This is a genomic window from Meridianimarinicoccus roseus, assembly GCF_003172915.1.
Taxonomy (GTDB): Bacteria; Pseudomonadota; Alphaproteobacteria; order Rhodobacterales; family Rhodobacteraceae; genus Meridianimarinicoccus; species Meridianimarinicoccus roseus.
Genome location: NZ_QGKU01000025.1, coordinates 82,034 through 100,064, shown reverse-complemented (window position 1 = coordinate 100,064; position 18,031 = coordinate 82,034). Strand labels below are relative to the sequence as shown.

Sequence of the window (18,031 nt, the reverse complement as noted above, 5' to 3'; positions counted from 1 at the left end):
ATGCGGCAGGCCGGGATACGCGAAAGGGCAAGTGCGGCGCTGTCTATCGCGCTGGCCGCCGCTATTGTCGCGTCGCCCCTCGCCGCCCAGACCCCGCCGGGGGAGGCCGCCTTCGCCGCGCGGGATTTCATTCGGGCCGCGCCCCTACTCCGCCGCGAAGCCGCGGCGGGATCGGCGCAGGCGATGCTGCACCTCGGCACGATGGCCGACCTCGGGCTGGGCGCCGCACAGGACGCGGCGGCGGCATTTCGCTGGTATCTCGCCGCCGCCGGCGCGGGCAACGTGGACGCACAGTTCAACGTCGCGGTGATGCTGGATGCCGGCGCGGGACGGACGAGAGAACCCCGCGCCGCGGCAACGTGGTACGCCCGCGCGGCGGCACAGGGGCACACGCGCGCGCAGTATAACCTCGGGCTGCTCCTTGCGGCGGGTGACGGTGTTCCGCGCAACACCCGGCTGGCAAGACTTTGGCTGAACAGGGCGGCGCAGTTGCTGCCCGCCGCCGCTGAACGGGCCGCACGTCTGCAACCGCCAGCCGATGCGGGCGCCGATCCGGCCGCAGCACCCGAACTTGCCAGCGTTCTTGTCGTAGGTCCGGCCGATGCGCGACTGGGGCTGTTCAGCTGGGCCGCCGCGCCCGGCGCGCCGGGCGAGCGCTTCGTGCTGGAGATCGTCACCCGCCCCACCGCTGCGCATCCGCGCAGCCGCGACGTGGCGCGCATCGACACGCCCGCCACCGCCATCACCGTGCCGCTGGCGGGTCCGAACGACCTCGCGTGGCGGGTGCGCCGCACCAACCGCCGCACCGGCTCGGACGCCGCGAGCGCTTGGCAGGCGCTCGACCTCGGCCCGGCGGCGGCCGCACCGACGGCACTGGCGCAGCCCACTGCGCGCGTCACGCTGCGCCATGCGCCCGGAGACGCCGGCGCAATCCGCCTTGCCGGGCGGCTCGCCGATGCGCTGGCCGAAGAAGGGGCGTGGGTGGACGTGCGGCAGGCTGCGGCTCAGAACGCCACGAAGCGCACGCAGGTGCACTTTGCGGACGCGACCGCGGCGCCCCTGGCCCGCCGCATTGCCGCGAGCCTGCCGGGACCAGATGGCCTGTCCGCTCTGCCCGCGCCCTTCGACACAGCTGCGTCGGCCCCCGGCGAGATCAGCGTGGATATCGTCGGCGGGCCGAACTAAACGGGGCTGCTCAGCCCGGCGGCGTCCAGATCTCCAGCGTTCCGGGCGGGGGCGCGGGACGATAACTTGTGAAATCCTGCACAGGCAGACCCGCGAGGAAGCCCGCCACGCGGGCCGCGTCCCCATCGGATGTATGGAAGAACCGCACCTCTGCGGGTCCGGCCAGTGCGGGCACGGCACGCGGCGCGGGCACCGCAAACCCGGCAGCGCGCAGCGCGGCGGACTGCGCGGCGAAGTCGGCGGCAGCATCGCCGGAACCTGCGCGGTAGACGCGCAGCACGGCAGCAGCCGGATTTACCGCCGCGGTGATCCCGCGCGGGACGGGCTGGATGGCGGGCGGCTGAACTGGCCGCGCCGGTCCGGAGGAGCGCTGTGGTGGGGCGAGCCGCGCCGCTGGCTCCGGCAGCAGTGCCAAGGCTTGCGGCACGGCCCGAGCAACCGGGACGGCCGGTGCGGCTTGCATCGGCGCCGTTCGCACGGGCGGCGGTGTCAGCCGGGCCTCGGGCAACGCGGCGGGGATAGGGGCAGGTGCTGCCGCCATACCCGGCGCAGCGCCGTCGATCCGCTCCTGCGGCACACCTGCCACCTGGTCTGAACCGAAACGCGCGCCCACGACTACGCCGACCCCGCTTGCAAGGCCGATCGCGATGCCGCAGGCCAGTCCGACCGCCATTGCACCAAGGGGAAGGTCGCGGGCCGCCCTGCCTGCGCCTGCCCCGGCACCAACCTGCTCCGGGGCGGGGGACACTGCGGAAACGGGCGGCGGCGGCGCCTGCTGCGCATCGGCCTTGTCCGGCTCCGCCCCGACGGTGTCCTCCGCCAGCGGAGCTGCCCGACCGCGCTCTGGCAGCGCATACGCTGGCGACAAGGCTTGAGCCGGCGCTTGGGGCGGGACGCCGGAAGGCAAGCCCCCCCCGCCCTGCGCCTCCCTCGCGGCCAGAACGGCTTTTCGCCGCGCCCGCGCTTCCTGAAGCCGCGCGTCCCAGTCGCTGTCCTTCAGCAACTCCTCTATGCTCGGCGGCTCCGCCGCGCTGTCAGCGTGTCCCGTCATGGCAAGCCCCCTATCGGCTGTGTCTGCCAGCAGACACGCAGCGCGGGGCCAATTGGTTTCACTCAGCCGCCATCGGACCAGCGCGTGCGGTAAAGATCAAAGCGACGGTCCCGCAGGTTGCGCACAGATCCTTGCGCGCGGGCCCATTGGACCATCGACAGGTTCAGGTCGGCGACGATGATCATCTCGACATTCTCGGACGCCTCGGCCGCGATGCCGTCCCGCGCGAATGGAAAGTCGCACGGCGTCAGGATCGCCGACTGGGCATACTGGATGTCGATGTTGGAAACGTTGTCCAGATTGCCGACCATCCCCGCGGTAACCACGTAGCACTGGTTTTCCACCGCGCGCGCCTGACAACAGTAGCGCACCCTCAGATGTCCGTGTCGCGTATCGGTGTTGTAGGGCACGAACACGATCCGCGCGCCCTGGTCGGCAAGCCGCCGCGCCGCTTCGGGAAACTCGCTGTCATAGCAGATAAGCACGCCGACCGGCCCGCAATCGGTGTCGATCACGTCAACACTGTCACCGCCCTTGATGTGCCAGCTCGACCGCTCGTCCGGCGTCGGGTGCAGCTTTTCCTGCGTGTGCACGGTGCCGTCGCGCAGGAACACGTAGCCGACATTCTGGATGTCGCCGTCATCGGTCACCGTCGCATGGCTGCCCCCGACGATGTTGATCGCTCGACCGATGGCCATGGCCTGCAGCTTCTCGACGAATTCGGCCGTGTGCTCGCTGGTGCGTTGGATCGCTTCGTCCGGAGGCAGTTCGCTGTCCTCGCACGACAGAAGCTGGAGCGTGAAATGTTCCGGGAACACGACGAAATCGGCGCCGTACTCCGACGCGATGTTCACGAAGTAGTCCACGTTGGCATAGAACTCGCCTGTGCTCTTCAACGTGCGCGCCTGAAGCTGCACCGCCGCCACGCGCACCGTGTCGGGATCGGTCCGGGTGACCGGCTGGGCCGCATCCGCGTCCGACACATAGGGATTGCGCCAGACCATCAGCACCGCGTGCCCGCCCGAGGCCGCATCGTCGGGCGCGTAGTTCGGCAGCGCATGCACGGGTTCGAACCCTGCCTTCATCTGGAAGCTCATTACCGGGTCGCGCAGATCGCCCGCGCGCACCGCCGCCACGTAGCCGTGCGGGTCGGGATGGGTCTTGCGGTGGCGCCGGAACCCCGGCAAGCGCCCGCCGAAGGCGATGCCGCGCAGGCCCAGATCGGTGCACAGCCGTTCGCGCGCCTGATAGAGCCGCTTTCCGAGCCGAAGCCGCCGGAACGCCGGATCGACCATAACCTCGATCCCGTATAACCAGTCGCCGCGCGCGTTGAACTGGCTGGCATAGCCCGCGCCGGTGATCTCGTCCCAGCTGTGCGGCGCCATCACCCGCGCCTCCAGCACCCGCAGCGTCGCGGCGTAGCCCGCGACCTCGCCATCATATAGCGCCACAAAGGTGCCTGCGGCGAAAGCGTTGATCTGCCCCATGATCTGCCCGGCGGTATAGGGGCCCTGGTCGGCATAGACCTTGCAAGACAGCCGGACGATGCCTGGCACGTCCGACGGGCGCGCGGTGCGGATCTCCAGCCGGGCGGCGTTGGTGGCCCGGGTCGGGCTGGCGGGCGAACGCGGCGGTGTATCGGTCATCTCGGTCCCTTCGTGCAAACGGCATGACTGCGGCAAAGGGGCCATACATTCTACGCCTTCCGCTGCCAACCGGGCGCGACGCGCGGCGGAAGGACTTGCCCGAAGCCCGCCACTCGCTCAGGTTGACGATAGCTTCGCAGGAAAAGGACCGCATGACGACAGAGACGACCGATGAGATCCGGCACGCGGCCGAGACGCTGGCGGCTTTCGATGCGCGCCACGGGCCACGCGGCTTGCTGCAACGCTATGCCAGGGGCCGGATTGCGAATTTCGGCCGCCGGCAGGTTCTGACCGCGACCGGTGCGATCTCGCTTGCCTTACTCAGCGCGCCGTGGGTCGGGGCACTGGCGGCAGGCCTCGCGCTGCTGGGCGAGGCGGTGGATTGGCTCGTGCTGTCCCATGTGCTGCGGCGTCTGGACGCCGGAGCGCCCGATGCCCCGTTGCGCCGGGCCGCAGCGATCGCCGCGGGCCTGCAGGCGCTGAGCATCGCAAGCTGCGTGGTGCTGGCCTGGGTGACCGCCACGGCCGGCGCCGCGACCTTCTTCGCGCTGGCATTCCTGACCGGGGCAGCGATGAACGCGGGTTTGGTGGTAGCGTTCCACCGAGGCGCGGCGCTGGCGCGGCTGGCGGTCTACGCGGCAACACCGCTGGTGGTGTTCGGGCATGACGTCGCCGTCGGTAAAACCGCCGGTCTGGGCTACGATCTGCTGGGCGCGGCGATCATGGGCTACGTCGTATATGTCTTCATCAAGTACGTCTCGCAGGGTTATGCGCGGTCCGCGGACACCAACCGCGACCTGCTGGAGCGGCAGGTCGCGCTGGCCGACTACGCCGCGCAGTTGCGCGCGCAGCAGCGCGAGACACGAAAGCTGGCGCTGGTCGCACGCCATGCCAACGACAGTATCCTGATCGCCGGGCCGGACTGGCGCATCAACTGGGTCAACGACGCCTTCATACGACAGACCGGTTTCACGCTGGACCAGGCGCGGGGCAGGCGCCCGGGCGAGTTGCTGCATGGCCCGCGCACCAGCGCAGACGCGATCGCGCGGATCGATCTTGCCGTGGCCGAAGCCCGCGCTCACCGCGAAGAGATCGTGAACTATTCGGCAACCGGCCGCGAGATGTGGGTTGAGGTCAACATGGTGCCAGTGATCGGACCCGATGGCCAGGTCGAGATGATCGTGTCGGTGGAACGCGAAATCACCGCCGCCAAGGACCACGCCCGCGAATTGGCCAAGGCCAAGCTGGCCGCCGAGGCCGCCGCGCAGGCCAAGTCCGATTTCCTCGCCACCATGAGCCACGAGATCCGCACACCGATGAACGGCGTGATCGGCATGGCCGAATTGCTGTGCGAGGCACAACTCGATACCCAGTCGCACGTCTATGCCCAGACCATACGCGGGTCAGCCGAAGCGCTGCTGAGCATCCTCAACGACATCCTCGACCTGTCCAAGCTGGAGGCCGGCAAGCTCGACATCGTGGCACAGACCTTCGACCCAGCCGCCTGCGTGGAGGATGTCGTTCGTCTTTTCCGTCCAGAAGCGACCGCGAAGGGCCTGACGCTGGACTTTGCGCCCGATCCTGGAGTCCCGCCGCTGGCGATGGGCGATGCAGGGCGCCTGCGCCAGATCCTGCTGAACCTGATCGGCAATGCGGTCAAGTTCACCGCAGACGGCACCATCACCGTCAGTGTCGGCTGCGAGGACGGCCCGAATGGGCATGTACTGCGCGTCGCTGTGGCCGATACCGGCATCGGCATCGCGCCGCAGATGCTGGACCAGGTGTTCGACCGCTTCACGCAGGCAGAGACGACGACAACCCGAAGCTTCGGTGGCTCGGGCCTCGGGCTGACGATCTCGCGAATGCTGGCGCGGCTGATGGGCGGCGATATCGTCGCAAGTTCAGTCGCGGGCAGCGGGTCGGTCTTCACGGCAACGGTGCGGCTTGGCCGCGCCAGCGCCGAGGCCGCCGCACCAGACCAACCCGTAGTTCCCGCGCCGTCCGGGGTGCCGCCCGCTACGTCGGAAACCGAGGCAACGACGCCGCTTTGCGTGCTGGTGGCCGATGACAACGCGATCAACCGGATGCTGCTCGAAAAGGTGCTGGAGACCCTTCAGATCTCGGCGCTGTTCGCCGAGGACGGGCAGGAAGCGGTTGAGGTTACGCTCGCCCGTACGCCGGACGTCGTGTTCATGGATATGTCGATGCCGCGGCTCGACGGGCTGGACGCAACCCGCGCGATCCGCGCCGCGCCGATCGCGCAGCCGGTGATCGTCGCGCTGACCGCAAACGCCTTCGATGCCGATCGCGACAAGTGCCTTGCCGCCGGGATGGACGATTTCCTGTCCAAGCCGGTGCGCAGGCCACAGTTGCTGGAAAAGCTGGCGGCGGCGGCAGTGGCGCGCGGCCGCGCGATCCCGCAGATCGTCGCCCCGCCGCCCGAGGACGAGCCGCGTTGAAACTGCCGCTCAGGGCAACGCGAAGAGCGGCGTGCTGGCTGCCAGCGCCCAAGCCAGCGCCACCGCGCTGCCCAGCCCTGCAGTGGTCGCCCCAGCGCGCATGGCAGTCCAACGCCCGAAGCTGCCATAGACCAGCCAGAACAGGACCAGCACGGGCAGCACCGTAAAGATCAGGCCCAGCGTGCCGGGCGCCGCCATTATCGTGCCGCCCAATGCCCCGAGCACCGCGAGCCGCGATACGACGCGGCGCCACAGTGGCGCCCCCTGTGCCAGCGCGGTGTCCGCCAGCGCGAAGGGCAGCGCGCCGATCAGCAGCAGCAGCATCAGCGGGCCGCGGATCCCGGCGGGCACGAAAGCGGATCCGGCGCGGTCCAGCGCGAGCGCGAAGACCAGGCCCCAAACCAGCAGCAGCCCCAGCGCGGGCCAGTGCGCCCGTCCCGGCCGCCAGCCCGCGCCGCGCAACACGGCCAGTTGCACCGCGCCCCAGACCCCAAGAAACGCGGCAAGCGGCACCATCCCCGCCACCGGCCCCTGTCCGGCCAGCGCCAGCATTGCCGTGGCGGCCGGCAGCACCGGCAGCGCCAGAGCGGCAAGGAATCGCCCACGCGGCGGCACCGGGCCAGGCGCCGGGGGCGCCGCAGCGCCCGGCACGGCATGCAGCAGCGCGGGAAAGGCCAGGACCAGCCCCGCCAGCAGCCCCAGCACCGGCCAGCCGATTGCAGCGACCGGTCCGCCCGGCGCGCGGCCCATCGCCTGCGCGATCCAGTCACGCGCGGCGGCCAGCGTGACGGGGCTGTAAAGCACCCCGACATGTTCGGTGCGCGGGGCCGCGATTGCGCGGCGCAGCACGCCTTCCGCGCGGGCAGTCTCGCCCTCTCCCAGCGCGGGATCGACCTGGTGCAGCAGCCGCAATCCGACTTTGCGCAGACGGCCCTCCCAAGCGCCGGACACGATCAACAGACGTTCCGGAAACCGGGCGGTGACAGCGTCGGAGTACATCGAGATCGCCACAATGGCCGCCGTGTCTGGCACGCCGCGCGCCGCGCGGATCACCACATCCGTTGCCATCGAGTGGCCCAGCAGGGCGACCGGCCCGGCGGCGGCGCCATCCAGCCCGCGCGCGGCCTCGATCACCGCCTGCGTCTGACGGACAAGCTGCGCCGTGGTGCCCTCGATCCGCGCGACGTCCGGCGAAAGCAGCCGGTCGTCGCGGCCGTGGCCGATGAAATCGAAGGCGACCACAAGGAAACCAGACCGCGCCAGCGTCAGCGACAGTGACTGCATCATCCGGCGCGAGCCCGCGAAGCCGTGCGCGACCACCACCAGCGGCGCCTCCCGTTTCGCGTCCGGTGGGCGATAGACCGTCGCCGGGCTGCCCGCCAGCGTCACCTTCGCCTGAACTGTCCCACCATGCGCCGTCCGCAGTTGCCACAGCGACAGCACGACAAGGCCCGCCGCCAGAAGGCCGAGCCCGATCCGCCATGCCGCCGTGATCCGTGCGCCGCGCATGTCATTGAGATAGGGCAACGCGGGCGCAGCGCACAACCCGGGTCCGCGCTCGGTGCTGGCGCACGACGCCAGCGCGCCCTAGATTGACCTGCATGATCTTGATCGCGCCCAATACCGTGTGGAACCCCCGCGCGCTGGAAACCCGCCGCGTGCCCCGCAAGCTGCTGGGCAGGGTCGCCATCCTGCCGCGCCAGCGCCTGCCCGTTCGGATCTGGGCGCGGCTGGTTGTGGAAGGGCAGTTCCTGCGTTTCAGCCTCGCGCTGTCGCCCTTTGTGGCGGCGATGTTCATCTGGCCCGAGAGCGCCCTTCCGATCAGCCAGGCTCCGCTGGCGATGCTGCTGGTGATCGGCGTGGTCGAGATGAAGCTGCTGCGTGTGCCGCGGGACCGGCGCGACGAGGTGGTGGATGCCGCCACTGCGGACCGGACACTCGACACGCTGCGCTTTCGCGCTCGCCGCGTGCTGGGCCGGATCGCGGCGCGGCGCGGCCTTGATCGAGGGGCGATGCACCTCGTGGTGGAACAGTCGGAACTGGCGCGAATCGCGCCGCTTACACTGGTCTCTCTCCAGGCGGAGCCGGGAGTCGGCGCACCGCAGGCAGCAGTGCTGACCCCCGATCCCGAAGAACGCGCATGGCTGGCGGGCCTTTTCGACGACACGCTGACCGAGCGTGACCTGCACCTCGCCAACCAGCGCGCCGACCTGTTCCTGCGCGACATCGCCTTCGAGGCGCAGACCGTGTCGGCCCATTCCCGGCTTGCGGCACTGATGGACGCGGCCCCGGCATGACCGTGAACGCGTCGGAACTGGCCGCGGGGCGCGCGTACGACATCCTGCTGGCCGGCTGGCAAGCGCAGGCGACCGGCGCGCTGACGGCAAGCTGGATGCTGCATGGTCGTCCCGGTGTCGGCAAGACGCAGATCGTGACCCAACTGGCCGCCCGGATCGGCGCACAACTGTTCGACCTGCGTCTGACCACCATTGAACCGCAGGACCTGCGCGGACTGCCCTACTACGACCACGACACGCGCAAGACGGTATGGTATCGGCCCGAAGACTTGCCGGACGACCCGGACAGCCCCGCGATCCTGTTCCTCGACGAACTGACCGCCGCATCGCCCTACCTGCAGCCCACCGTATACGGGCTGTTGCAGGAACGCCGCGTCGGGCGCCACCGCTTGCCGGACAGCGTCATGGTCATCGCCGCGGGCAACGATGTGGGCGACGGCGCGGTGGCTCATGATATGGGCACAGCGTTGTCGGACCGACTGATCCACCTCGTGGTGCGCAGCGATCCCGCCGACTGGCTGGCCGGCTTCGCAGTTCGGGCGGGGGTGCACCCGGCGGTCACCGCTTTCATCCGTGCGCGGCCAGATCTTTTGGACACGACCGAGGACGCGCTGCGCCGCGGACAGACCATCGCTTGCACGCCGCGGTCCTGGGAACGGGTCAGTGCGATCACCGCGGCCGTGCCGGACCGTACGTTGCGCAACGCCATGGTCGCCGGCACCGTCGGCGCGGCGGCGGCGGCCGAGTACGCGGTGGTGGCCGACGACATCGCTGCCAGCCTGCAACTCGATGCGCTTCTGGCCGCAGCGCCGGGCAAACGCGCCGCGCTCTATCCTGACACACTGAACGGGCTCAACGCGCTTGCCTTCGCTCTAGTGGGCGCCGCCGACGCAACCCGCATCGACGCCGTGATCGACACGATGGCGGGTATCCGCACACTCGACCGTGTCCGGCCCGGCGAAGGCTTCGACGCGCTGCCGCTGGCCGAATTGTGCGCCTTCGGCTTCGAGATGCTGATCGACCGCGGGCTGAAGACCGGTCTGCAAGACGCCTTCCTGCAGTCCGAAAGTTATGCCGCCTACGCAGCCGAGCGGCGCGCCACCGGACTGGACTGAGGCAGCGGCGTGCAGGGTCACAGCAGCCGCGCGCGCCGCGCCCTCGCCCACCTGCCCGATGCGGACCCGGCGCTGGCTGCGCTGGCGCTGTGGTGCACGCATCGGGACGGCGACGGGCCCACCTGCACGCGCGGCGACACGGTTCTGTACGGGCCGGACTTCGCCGCGCTCAGCCTGCCGGAACAGGTCGGGCTGGCCGGGCATCACGTTCTGCATGTGGCGCTGCGCCATGGGCGGCGCATGGGCGCGATGGCTGCACGGCAAGGCGATGCCTTCACCCCCGACATTTACAACATCGCGGCAGACGCGCTGGTGAACGAGGCGTTGCTGCAGGCAGGCCATGCCCTGCCGCGCCCGGCTCTGCGTCTGACGGACCTGCTTCGTGCCACGCTCGGCCCGCAGGCAGCGGGCCCCGACGCGCTGGCAGCGTGGGAATTGGACCGGCTCTATCTCGCGCTGCTGCGGGACGGGGCGGCGGCGGCAAGAGCCCATGCGGATGCGCAGGGCACGGCGCGCGACCTTTCGCCGGATGGCACGGGCGATGCAATGGACAGCGGCGCGCCGGACTGGCAGGGGCGACTTGCACAGGCACTGGCAGCGGGCCGCGCCGCGGGTCGCGGGCTGGGGCTGCTGGCCGGGCGGATCGGCGACGCGCCCGCCGCGCGTACCCCATGGGAACGGCTGCTGCGGGGCCTGCTGGCGCGTGCGCTGACAGACACGCCCCGCCGCAGCCATGCACGCCCCGCGCGGCGCTGGCTGGCGATGGATGCACACGCGCACTCGGCGGGCGGACCCGCGCCGGTGTTCGAACCCGGCGCTCTGCGCGGCGGACTTCGCGCGCGCATTGCGGTGGGGCTGGACACTTCGGGATCAATCCCAGACGACGTGCTGGCTCGCTTTGGCGCGGAACTGGCGGGCATCGCAGGCCGCACCGGCGCCGAAACCCACCTACTGGCCTTCGACGAAACTGTGCACCTGCAGCGGTGCCTCGGGCCCGGCGACTGGTCCGGCGGACTGCCCCGCCTGCCCGCGCGCCGTGGAGGCGGCACCGCCTTTGGCGAAATGCTGGCACAAGCGGATCGGCTTTCGCCCGCACTGATCGTGGTGCTGACCGATCTCGACGGCGGATTCGGCGCCCTTCGGCCTGCGGCGCCTGTGCTCTGGGCGGTGACCGCACTGCCTGCTGCGCCCCCCCCGTTCGGCCGTGTTCTCGAGCTCGCGGGCTAGGCCGTCCCGCCTCCGTCCCCGTTGCGTAGCCGGGCAGCCAGCCCAGCCAGCGGCAAGACCGCGCGCGTGACGACCGGGATCAGCGCCACGCCCACAGCAAAGCCGACCGCGACGGTCAGCACAGCGCCCAGTGTCCATTCCAGCGCCCCGCCGACGCCCGGCACCCAGCCCACGAGATGCGCTGCGGCGTGTACCACGTGCTGCGGCGCGGACAGACCCAGGACCTCCAGCCCGTGCAGCAGGATGCCGCCGCCGACCATCAGCATCGCAATCATCCCGATCACCGTCAGCGCGTTGAGCAGTCCTGGCATGACCCGCACGATCCCGCGTCCCAGCGCGGGGATCAGGCGACCGGATCGCCCCGCCAGCGACACGCCCACGTCATCGGCCTTCACGATCAGCGCCACAGCACCATAAACCAGCGCCGTGATGCCGATCCCGACCAGGGCCAGCACCGCCGCCTGCTGCGCAAGACCGGCCTCTGGGACTGTAGAAAGTGTAAGTGCCATGATCTCGGCCGAGAGGATGAAATCGGTCTTTATCGCCGAGGCGATGCGCTTCTCCTCCAGCGCCTGCGGGGTGCCTGGCAACTCCCCACCTTTCGCGCCGTTCTGCGCAGCGGCGTCTTGCCCGCCGTCATGTCCTGTGCCGTGCGCCCAGCCCGGCATCAGAGTTTCGGCGACCTTTTCGGCACCCTCGAAGCACAGGAACAGCCCGCCGAACATCAGCAGCGGCGTGATCGCCCACGGCGCAAGGAAACTCAGCACCAGCGCGCCAGGCAGCAAGAACAGCAGCTTGTTGCGCAGCGATCCCTTGGCGATGGACCAGATGATCGGCAATTCGCGCTGTGCGCTGAACCCGACCACGTAGCGCGGCGTGACCGCGGCGTCGTCGATCACCACGCCCGCGGATTTTGCGCCGGCCTTCATCGCCAACCCGCCAACGTCGTCCACCGACGCCGCCGCCACCTTGGCGATCGCAGCCACGTCGTCCAGAAGTGCCAGAAGTCCCGAAGCCATCGCGCGTCCCTTCGCTGCATCCCTGTGCATAAACGCAAACGGCGCCGGATTGGTCCAGCGCCGTTGCAGTCTTTCGGCCGATCCCCGCCGCAAAGGCGGCGGGGGCCGGATCAGGCTTTTTTCTTCTTCGGCGGCATCAGGTCGGTGATCGTGCCCTCGAACATCTCGGCCGCGAAGTTCACCGTCTCGGACAACGTCGGGTGCGGGTGGATCGTGTGACCAAGGTCCACCGCGTCCGCGCCCATCTCGATCGCCAAAGCGGCCTCCGAGATCAGGTCGCCGGCATTGGTGCCGACGATGGCGCAACCGATCACCCGGTCGTCCTCGGGATCGAAAAGCAGCTTGGTCATTCCTTCGGAGCGCGCGTTCGACAGCGCACGGCCCGACGCGGCCCAGGGGAAAACGCCCTTCTCGTACTTGATGCCCTTCGCCTTCGCCTCGGTCTCGGTCAGGCCGGCCCAAGCAACTTCGGGGTCGGTATAGGCAACCGACGGGATCACGCGGGCATCGAAGGCGCGCTTGTGCCCGGCGGCGACCTCGGCCGCGACCTTGCCTTCATGCACGGCCTTGTGCGCCAGCATCGGCTGGCCGACGAGATCACCGATGGCGAAGATGTGCGGCACATTGGTGCGCTGCTGGTTGTCCACGGCGATGAACCCGCGCTCGTCCACGGCGACGCCGGCCGCGCCTGCCTCGATCTTGCCGCCATTGGGGCGGCGGCCGACCGCGACCAGCACCTTGTCGAAGATCGCGGACGAACTTTCGCCCTTTTCGTCCTCGAAGGTGACCTTCAGCCCGTTCTTCTGAGCCTTTACATCTGTGACCTTGGTCTTGAGCAGGATATCCTCGTAGCGGCCCTTGATCCGGGTCATGAGCGGCTTGACGATGTCCTTGTCGGCGCCTGGGATGATCTGGTCCATCAACTCGACGACAGTGACCTTGGATCCAAGCGCATCGTAGACGCAGGCCATCTCCAGACCGATGATCCCGCCGCCAAGCACCAGCATCTTCTTGGGGATGTCGGCAAGTTCCAGCGCGCCGGTGCTGTCGATCACGCGCGGATCGTCATGCGGCACGAAAGGCAGCTTCACGGGTTCGGACCCGGCGGCGATGATGCACTGGTCGAAACTGACCGTCGAGGTGCCCGCGTCGCCCGCGACCTCGATCATGTTCGGGCCGGTAAAGGTGCCAACACCCTGCACTGTCGTGACCTTTCGGGCCTTGGCAAGCCCGCCCAGCCCGCCCGTCAGCTGACCGATCACGCCGTCCTTGAACTTGCGCAACTCGTCGAGGTCGATCTTCGGCTTGGCGAAGCTGACGCCGTGATCGCCCATTTCCTCTGCCTCGGTAATGACCTTGGCGACGTGCAGCAGCGCCTTGGACGGGATGCAGCCGACGTTCAGGCAAACGCCCCCGAGCGTGGGATAACGTTCGATCAGAATCACGGACTTGCCGAGGTCGGCAGCGCGGAAGGCGGCGGTATAGCCGCCGGGACCAGAGCCGAGAACCACCACCTCGGCGTGCTGGTCGCCCCTCCCGGTCGCCGTGCCCGTCGCGGGTGCGGCGGCGGCGGGCGCCGCCGGCGCGGGCGCGGCGGAGGACGGGGTCTCGATGGCGCCGTTCTCCGCGGTCCCCTCCGCCTCCAGTTCCATAATGACGGTGCCTTCGGACACCTTGTCGCCCTCGGCCACGACGATCTTCGTGACCTTGCCCGCGGCGGGGCTGGGCACTTCCATCGTGGCCTTGTCGCTTTCCAGTTCGATCAGCGGGTCTTCGGCGGCGACCGTGTCGCCGACCGAAACCAGCACCGAGACCACCGGCACATCGGAGAAATCGCCGATATCGGGTACTTTCACATCCATGTGTCTGATCTCCTTACCACATCAACTTGCGCATGTCGCCAAGCAGCGTCTTCAGCGTCACGCAGAACCGTGCCGCCAGCGCGCCGTCGACGGCCCGGTGGTCATAGCTCAGCGAAAGCGGCTGCATCAGGCGCGGCACGAATTCGGATCCGTTCCAGACCGGCGCCATCTTCGAGCGCGTCAGACCGAGGATCGCCACTTCCGGCGCGTTCACGATGGGCGTGAAGCTGGTGCCGCCGATCCCGCCGAGGCTGGAGATGGTGAAGGTCGCGCCCTGCATGTCCGGTCCCTTCAGTTCACCCTTTCGGGCCTTGCCGGACAGCTCCATCAGGTCCTTGGAAATCTCCACGAGTCCCTTGCGATCGGCATCCTTGATCACCGGCACCATCAGCCCGTTCGGAGTGTCCGCGGCAAAGCCGATGTTGTAGTAATGCTTGCGGATCAGCTTGTCGCCGTCGGGATGGATCGAGGAATTGAATTCCCAGTGCTCCTTCAGCGCCGACACACTCGCCTTGATGACGAAGGACAGCAGCGTCACCCGATAGCCGTCGTCCTTGGCCATCGTGTCCATCTCCTTGCGGTACTTGTCCAGCTCGGTGATGTCAGCCTCGTCGTTATGTGTGACATGCGGGATGTTCAGCCAGGACCTGTGCAGCGCGGGCCCCGAGATCTTCTTGATCCGGGACATTTCCACGTCCTCGACCTTGCCGAACTTCGAGAAGTCCACCGGCGGGATCGGCGGAATGCCCATGCCGCCCTGCGCCGCAGCGCCACCGCCCGACGCGACCGGGGCGGCCGCCTGCTTGTAGAACTTCGCCACGTCCTCGCGCAGGATGCGTCCCTTGCGGCCGGTGCCGTTGACCTTGGTCAGGTCGATGTCGAGCGACCGGGCGAAGGCCCGTACCGAAGGTGAGGCATGCGCCTTGCCGAAGCCACTGTCCGTGACCGGAGCCGGCGCCGCTGCGGGCGCAGCGGCCTGCGCCGGAGCAGCCGGTTTCGGCGCCTCCGTCTTCGGGGCTTCGGCCTTGGGCGCATCGCCCGAGCCCTCGCCTTCGAGCACGATGATCAGCGTGCCCTCGCTCACCTTGTCCCCTTCGGAGACCTTGATCTCCTTGACCTTGCCGGCGGCGGGGCTCGGCACTTCCATCGTCGCCTTGTCGCTTTCCAATTCGATCAGCGGATCCTCGGCGGCGACCGTGTCGCCGACCGAAACCAGAACGCTCACCACCGGAACGTCGGTGAAATCCCCGATATCGGGCACATGTACGTCAGTCGTCATAGTCAAAGTCTCCCTCGTCCCTGCGGGCTCATGCCAGCCGCGGGTTCGGCTTGTTGCCGTCGATGTCGTATTTGCTCAGCGCCTTGGTCAGGTCGGTCTTGCTGACCGCCCCCGCCTTGTAGAGATCCACCATCGCGGCCGCTGCGATATGAGCTGCGTCCACCTCGAAGAAGCGACGCAGGTTCACGCGGCTGTCGGACCGGCCGAAGCCGTCGGTGCCGAGCACGGTGAAGCTGCGGCCCTCCGGAATGAAGCCCCGGACCTGTTCGGCATAGTTCTTCATGTAGTCGGTGGCGGCGATGATTGGCCCGCTCGAACGCTCAAGCTGTTCGGTCACGAACGGCACTTTCGGTTCGGCCAGCGGGTTCAGGCGATTGTGCCGGAGCGCGTCCTGGCCGTCGCGTGCCAGCTCGTTCAGCGACGGTGCCGACCAGATTTCCGCGCTCACGCCGAAGTCTTCCTTCAGCATCGCGGCGGCCTTCATGGCCTGGATCAGGATCGTGCCCGATCCCATCAGCGTGACATGCTTCTTGGTGGGCTTCTTGACCTCCTCTAGGCGGTAGAGACCCTTGATGATGTCCTGCTCCACGCCCATCGGCATGTCGGGATGCTGGTAGTTCTCGTTCATCAGCGTGAGGTAGAAATACACGTCCTCCTGGTCGACGAACATACGCTGAAGCCCGTGCTGCACGATCACAGCTACCTCGAACTGGAAGGTCGGGTCATAGGTGATGCAGTTCGGGATCGTGCCGGCGAGGATGTGGCTGTGCCCGTCCTCGTGCTGCAGCCCCTCGCCATTCAGCGTCGTGCGCCCCGCCGTGCCGCCCAGCATGAAGCCGCGCGCGCGGCTGTCTCCCGCTGCCCAGGCGAGGTCGCCGATCCGCTGGAACCCGAACATCGAGTAGTAGATGTAGAACGGGATCATCGGTTCGCCGTGCACGCTGTAGCTGGTCGCAGCCGCGATCCAGTCCGCCATAGCGCCCGCTTCGTTGATACCTTCCTGAAGCACCTGACCGTCCGCGCTTTCCTTATAGTAGGACATCTGGTCCCGGTCCTGCGGGGTGTAGGTCTGGCCAAGCGGGTTCCAGATCCCGACCGACCGGAACAGTCCTTCCATCCCGAAGGTGCGCGACTCGTCCGGCACGATCGGAACGACCCGGCGGCCGATCTTCTTGTCGCGCAGAAGCGTTGTCAGGATGCGCACGAAAGCCATTGTGGTCGAAATCTCGCGGTCGCCGCTGGATTTCAGTTCCTTCTCGAACTTGTCGAGCGCGGGGATCTCCAGTTTGGGGGTATCGCGCCAGTGCCGCACCGGGAATGCCCCGCCAAGCGCCTTGCGACGGTCGGCCAGATACGCCTTCTGTGCGTTGTTCAGCTGTACGAAGGGCGCTTTCGGCAGATCCTCGTCGGACACCGGTATCTTGAAGCGGTCGCGCATGGCGCGGAGCTGATCCTCGGCCAGCTTCTTTTGCTGGTGCGTGGTGTTCTGCCCTTCGCCAGCGGTGCCCATCCCGTAACCCTTCACGGTCTTGACCAGAAGGCAGGTGGGCTGGCCCTTCACCTCGGTTGCCCGCTTGAACGCGGTATAGACCTTCTGGGTGTCGTGCCCGCCGCGGCGCAAGTTCCAGATCTCGTCATCGGTCATGTCCTCGACCATCGCCGCGGTCTCGGGATACTTGCCGAAGAAGTGCTTGCGGATATAAGCGCCGTCCTTCGACTTGAAGGTCTGGTAGTCGCCGTCCACGGTTTCGTCCATCAACTGGCGCAGCCGCCCGGTGACGTCCTTCTCCAGAAGTTCGTCCCAACCGCGGCCCCACAAGAGCTTGATGACTTCCCAGCCCGCGCCGCGGAACTCGCCTTCGAGTTCCTGCACGATCTTGCCGTTGCCGCGCACCGGCCCGTCGAGACGCTGCAGGTTGCAGTTCACCACGAAGATCAGGTTGTCGAGCCCCTCGCGCGCCGCAAGGCTGATCGCGCCCAGGCTTTCGGGTTCGTCCATTTCGCCATCGCCAAGGAAGCACCACACCTTGCGGTCGGCCATGTCGATAAAGCCGCGAGAGTGAAGGTATTTCATGAACCGCGCCTGGTAGATCGCCATGAGCGGGCCAAGCCCCATGCTCACTGTCGGGAACTGCCAGTAGTCCGGCATCAGCCAGGGGTGCGGATAGGATGACAGACCAGAGCCATCGACCTCCGACCGGAAATTCTCAAGCTGCTCGGCGCTGATGCGGCCTTCCATGAAAGACCGCGCGTAGATGCCCGGCACGACATGCCCTTGGAAGAACACAAGGTCGCCGCCATGCATCGCCGACCGCGAGCGCCAGAAATGGTTCAGGCCGACGTCATACATCGCAGCCGAGGAAGCGAAGGATGCGATATGCCCGCCGTATTCGCTGCTTTCCTTGTTGCGACGCACAACCGTGGCCATCGCGTTCCAGCGGTTGATCGCCCGGATGCGTCCCTCGATCTCGAGATCGCCCGGGAACTCCACCTGGTCGTCGGTCGGAATTGTATTTTGGTACGGCGTGGTGGCCGAGAAAGGCAGCATCGCTCCCGCGGCGCGCGCCTGCTGGACTGCCCTGTCGAGCAGGAAATGCGCGCGATCCGCGCCGTCCCGTTCGATCACATCCTGAACCGCGTCCTGCCATTCCTGGCTTTCGACGGGATCGAGATCTTCGTATCCGCTCATGTAGCGACCTCCCTTGGATCTACATTTCCGCGCGGAACATTATGTCCGCGCTTACCGGGGCAAACGAAACAATGTTGCGATGCAAACGTCGTTTTTCCCTTGATTATCAAGTGTCTAGCCTTCGCTGATATCCGTTTACCGAAAGATTCGGGCTTTGCCACCCCGCCGGGACGCATAGCTGACCCTACGGTCGCGCATACCA

12 protein-coding genes are annotated in these 18,031 nt (G+C 68.0%); 5 read left to right on the top strand and 7 right to left on the bottom strand.

Going from position 1 to position 18,031, the window contains the following annotated elements; all coding sequences use genetic code 11:
* Complete coding sequence (locus DKT77_RS05760; RefSeq protein WP_109810764.1) at nucleotides 1–1,185, top strand: tetratricopeptide repeat protein; 1,185 nt, start codon at nucleotides 1–3, stop codon at nucleotides 1,183–1,185.
* Between the two features lie 10 nt (nucleotides 1,186–1,195).
* On the opposite strand, the gene DKT77_RS05755 is transcribed toward DKT77_RS05760, so the two are convergent.
* Nucleotides 1,196–2,236: a hypothetical protein gene (locus DKT77_RS05755; RefSeq protein WP_146204965.1), complete on the bottom strand. Its 1,041-nt coding sequence runs from the start codon at nucleotides 2,234–2,236 to the stop codon at nucleotides 1,196–1,198.
* A 62-nt stretch (nucleotides 2,237–2,298) separates the two neighbouring features.
* A complete protein-coding gene (locus tag DKT77_RS05750; RefSeq protein ID WP_109810762.1) occupies nucleotides 2,299–3,882 on the bottom strand; it encodes a bifunctional GNAT family N-acetyltransferase/carbon-nitrogen hydrolase family protein in 1,584 nt (527 codons plus the stop codon).
* Between the two features lie 152 nt (nucleotides 3,883–4,034).
* Between DKT77_RS05750 and DKT77_RS05745 the strand changes: the two genes are divergently transcribed.
* Nucleotides 4,035–6,341: a hybrid sensor histidine kinase/response regulator gene (locus DKT77_RS05745; protein ID WP_238547713.1), complete on the top strand. Its 2,307-nt coding sequence runs from the start codon at nucleotides 4,035–4,037 to the stop codon at nucleotides 6,339–6,341.
* A 9-nt stretch (nucleotides 6,342–6,350) separates the two neighbouring features.
* On the opposite strand, the gene DKT77_RS21325 is transcribed toward DKT77_RS05745, so the two are convergent.
* Nucleotides 6,351–7,886, bottom strand: a complete 1,536-nt coding sequence (locus DKT77_RS21325; RefSeq protein ID WP_274520051.1) for an alpha/beta hydrolase — start codon at nucleotides 7,884–7,886, stop codon at nucleotides 6,351–6,353.
* Nucleotides 7,887–7,942: 56 nt separating this feature from the next.
* On the opposite strand from DKT77_RS21325, the gene DKT77_RS05735 reads away from it, so the two are divergent.
* The 3 genes from DKT77_RS05735 to DKT77_RS05725 are packed head-to-tail and all read left to right on the top strand — an operon-like array spanning nucleotide 7,943 to nucleotide 10,980.
* Entirely contained in the window at nucleotides 7,943–8,638 is a 696-nt protein-coding gene (locus DKT77_RS05735) for a hypothetical protein (RefSeq protein ID WP_109810759.1), read from the top strand.
* Entirely contained in the window at nucleotides 8,635–9,753 is a 1,119-nt protein-coding gene (locus DKT77_RS05730) for an AAA family ATPase (RefSeq protein WP_109810758.1), read from the top strand. Before DKT77_RS05735 ends, DKT77_RS05730 begins: the two co-directional genes overlap by 4 nt.
* 9 nt (nucleotides 9,754–9,762) lie before the next feature.
* On the top strand, nucleotides 9,763–10,980 hold the full coding sequence (locus DKT77_RS05725) for a vWA domain-containing protein (protein ID WP_109810757.1): 1,218 nt from the start codon (nucleotides 9,763–9,765) through the stop codon (nucleotides 10,978–10,980).
* Here DKT77_RS05725 and DKT77_RS05720 read toward each other — a convergent pair.
* The 4 genes from DKT77_RS05720 to aceE all read right to left on the bottom strand — a co-directional run bounded on the left by DKT77_RS05720 (nucleotide 10,977) and on the right by aceE (nucleotide 17,829).
* The gene (locus DKT77_RS05720; RefSeq protein ID WP_109810756.1) at nucleotides 10,977–11,999 is read right to left on the bottom strand and encodes a DUF808 domain-containing protein; all 1,023 of its coding nucleotides are present in this window, start codon (nucleotides 11,997–11,999) and stop codon (nucleotides 10,977–10,979) included. The two genes, DKT77_RS05725 and DKT77_RS05720, sit on opposite strands and share 4 nt — an antisense overlap.
* A gap of 110 nt (nucleotides 12,000–12,109) precedes the next feature.
* On the bottom strand, nucleotides 12,110–13,861 hold the full coding sequence (lpdA, locus tag DKT77_RS05715; RefSeq protein WP_238547712.1) for a dihydrolipoyl dehydrogenase: 1,752 nt from the start codon (nucleotides 13,859–13,861) through the stop codon (nucleotides 12,110–12,112).
* 13 nt (nucleotides 13,862–13,874) lie between these two features.
* The gene (aceF, locus tag DKT77_RS05710) at nucleotides 13,875–15,140 is read right to left on the bottom strand and encodes a dihydrolipoyllysine-residue acetyltransferase (protein WP_238547711.1); all 1,266 of its coding nucleotides are present in this window, start codon (nucleotides 15,138–15,140) and stop codon (nucleotides 13,875–13,877) included.
* 28 nt (nucleotides 15,141–15,168) lie between these two features.
* Nucleotides 15,169–17,829, bottom strand: coding sequence for a pyruvate dehydrogenase (acetyl-transferring), homodimeric type (aceE, locus tag DKT77_RS05705; protein WP_109810753.1), 2,661 nt, complete (start codon nucleotides 17,827–17,829; stop codon nucleotides 15,169–15,171).
* Nucleotides 17,830–18,031: the final 202 nt, after the last annotated feature.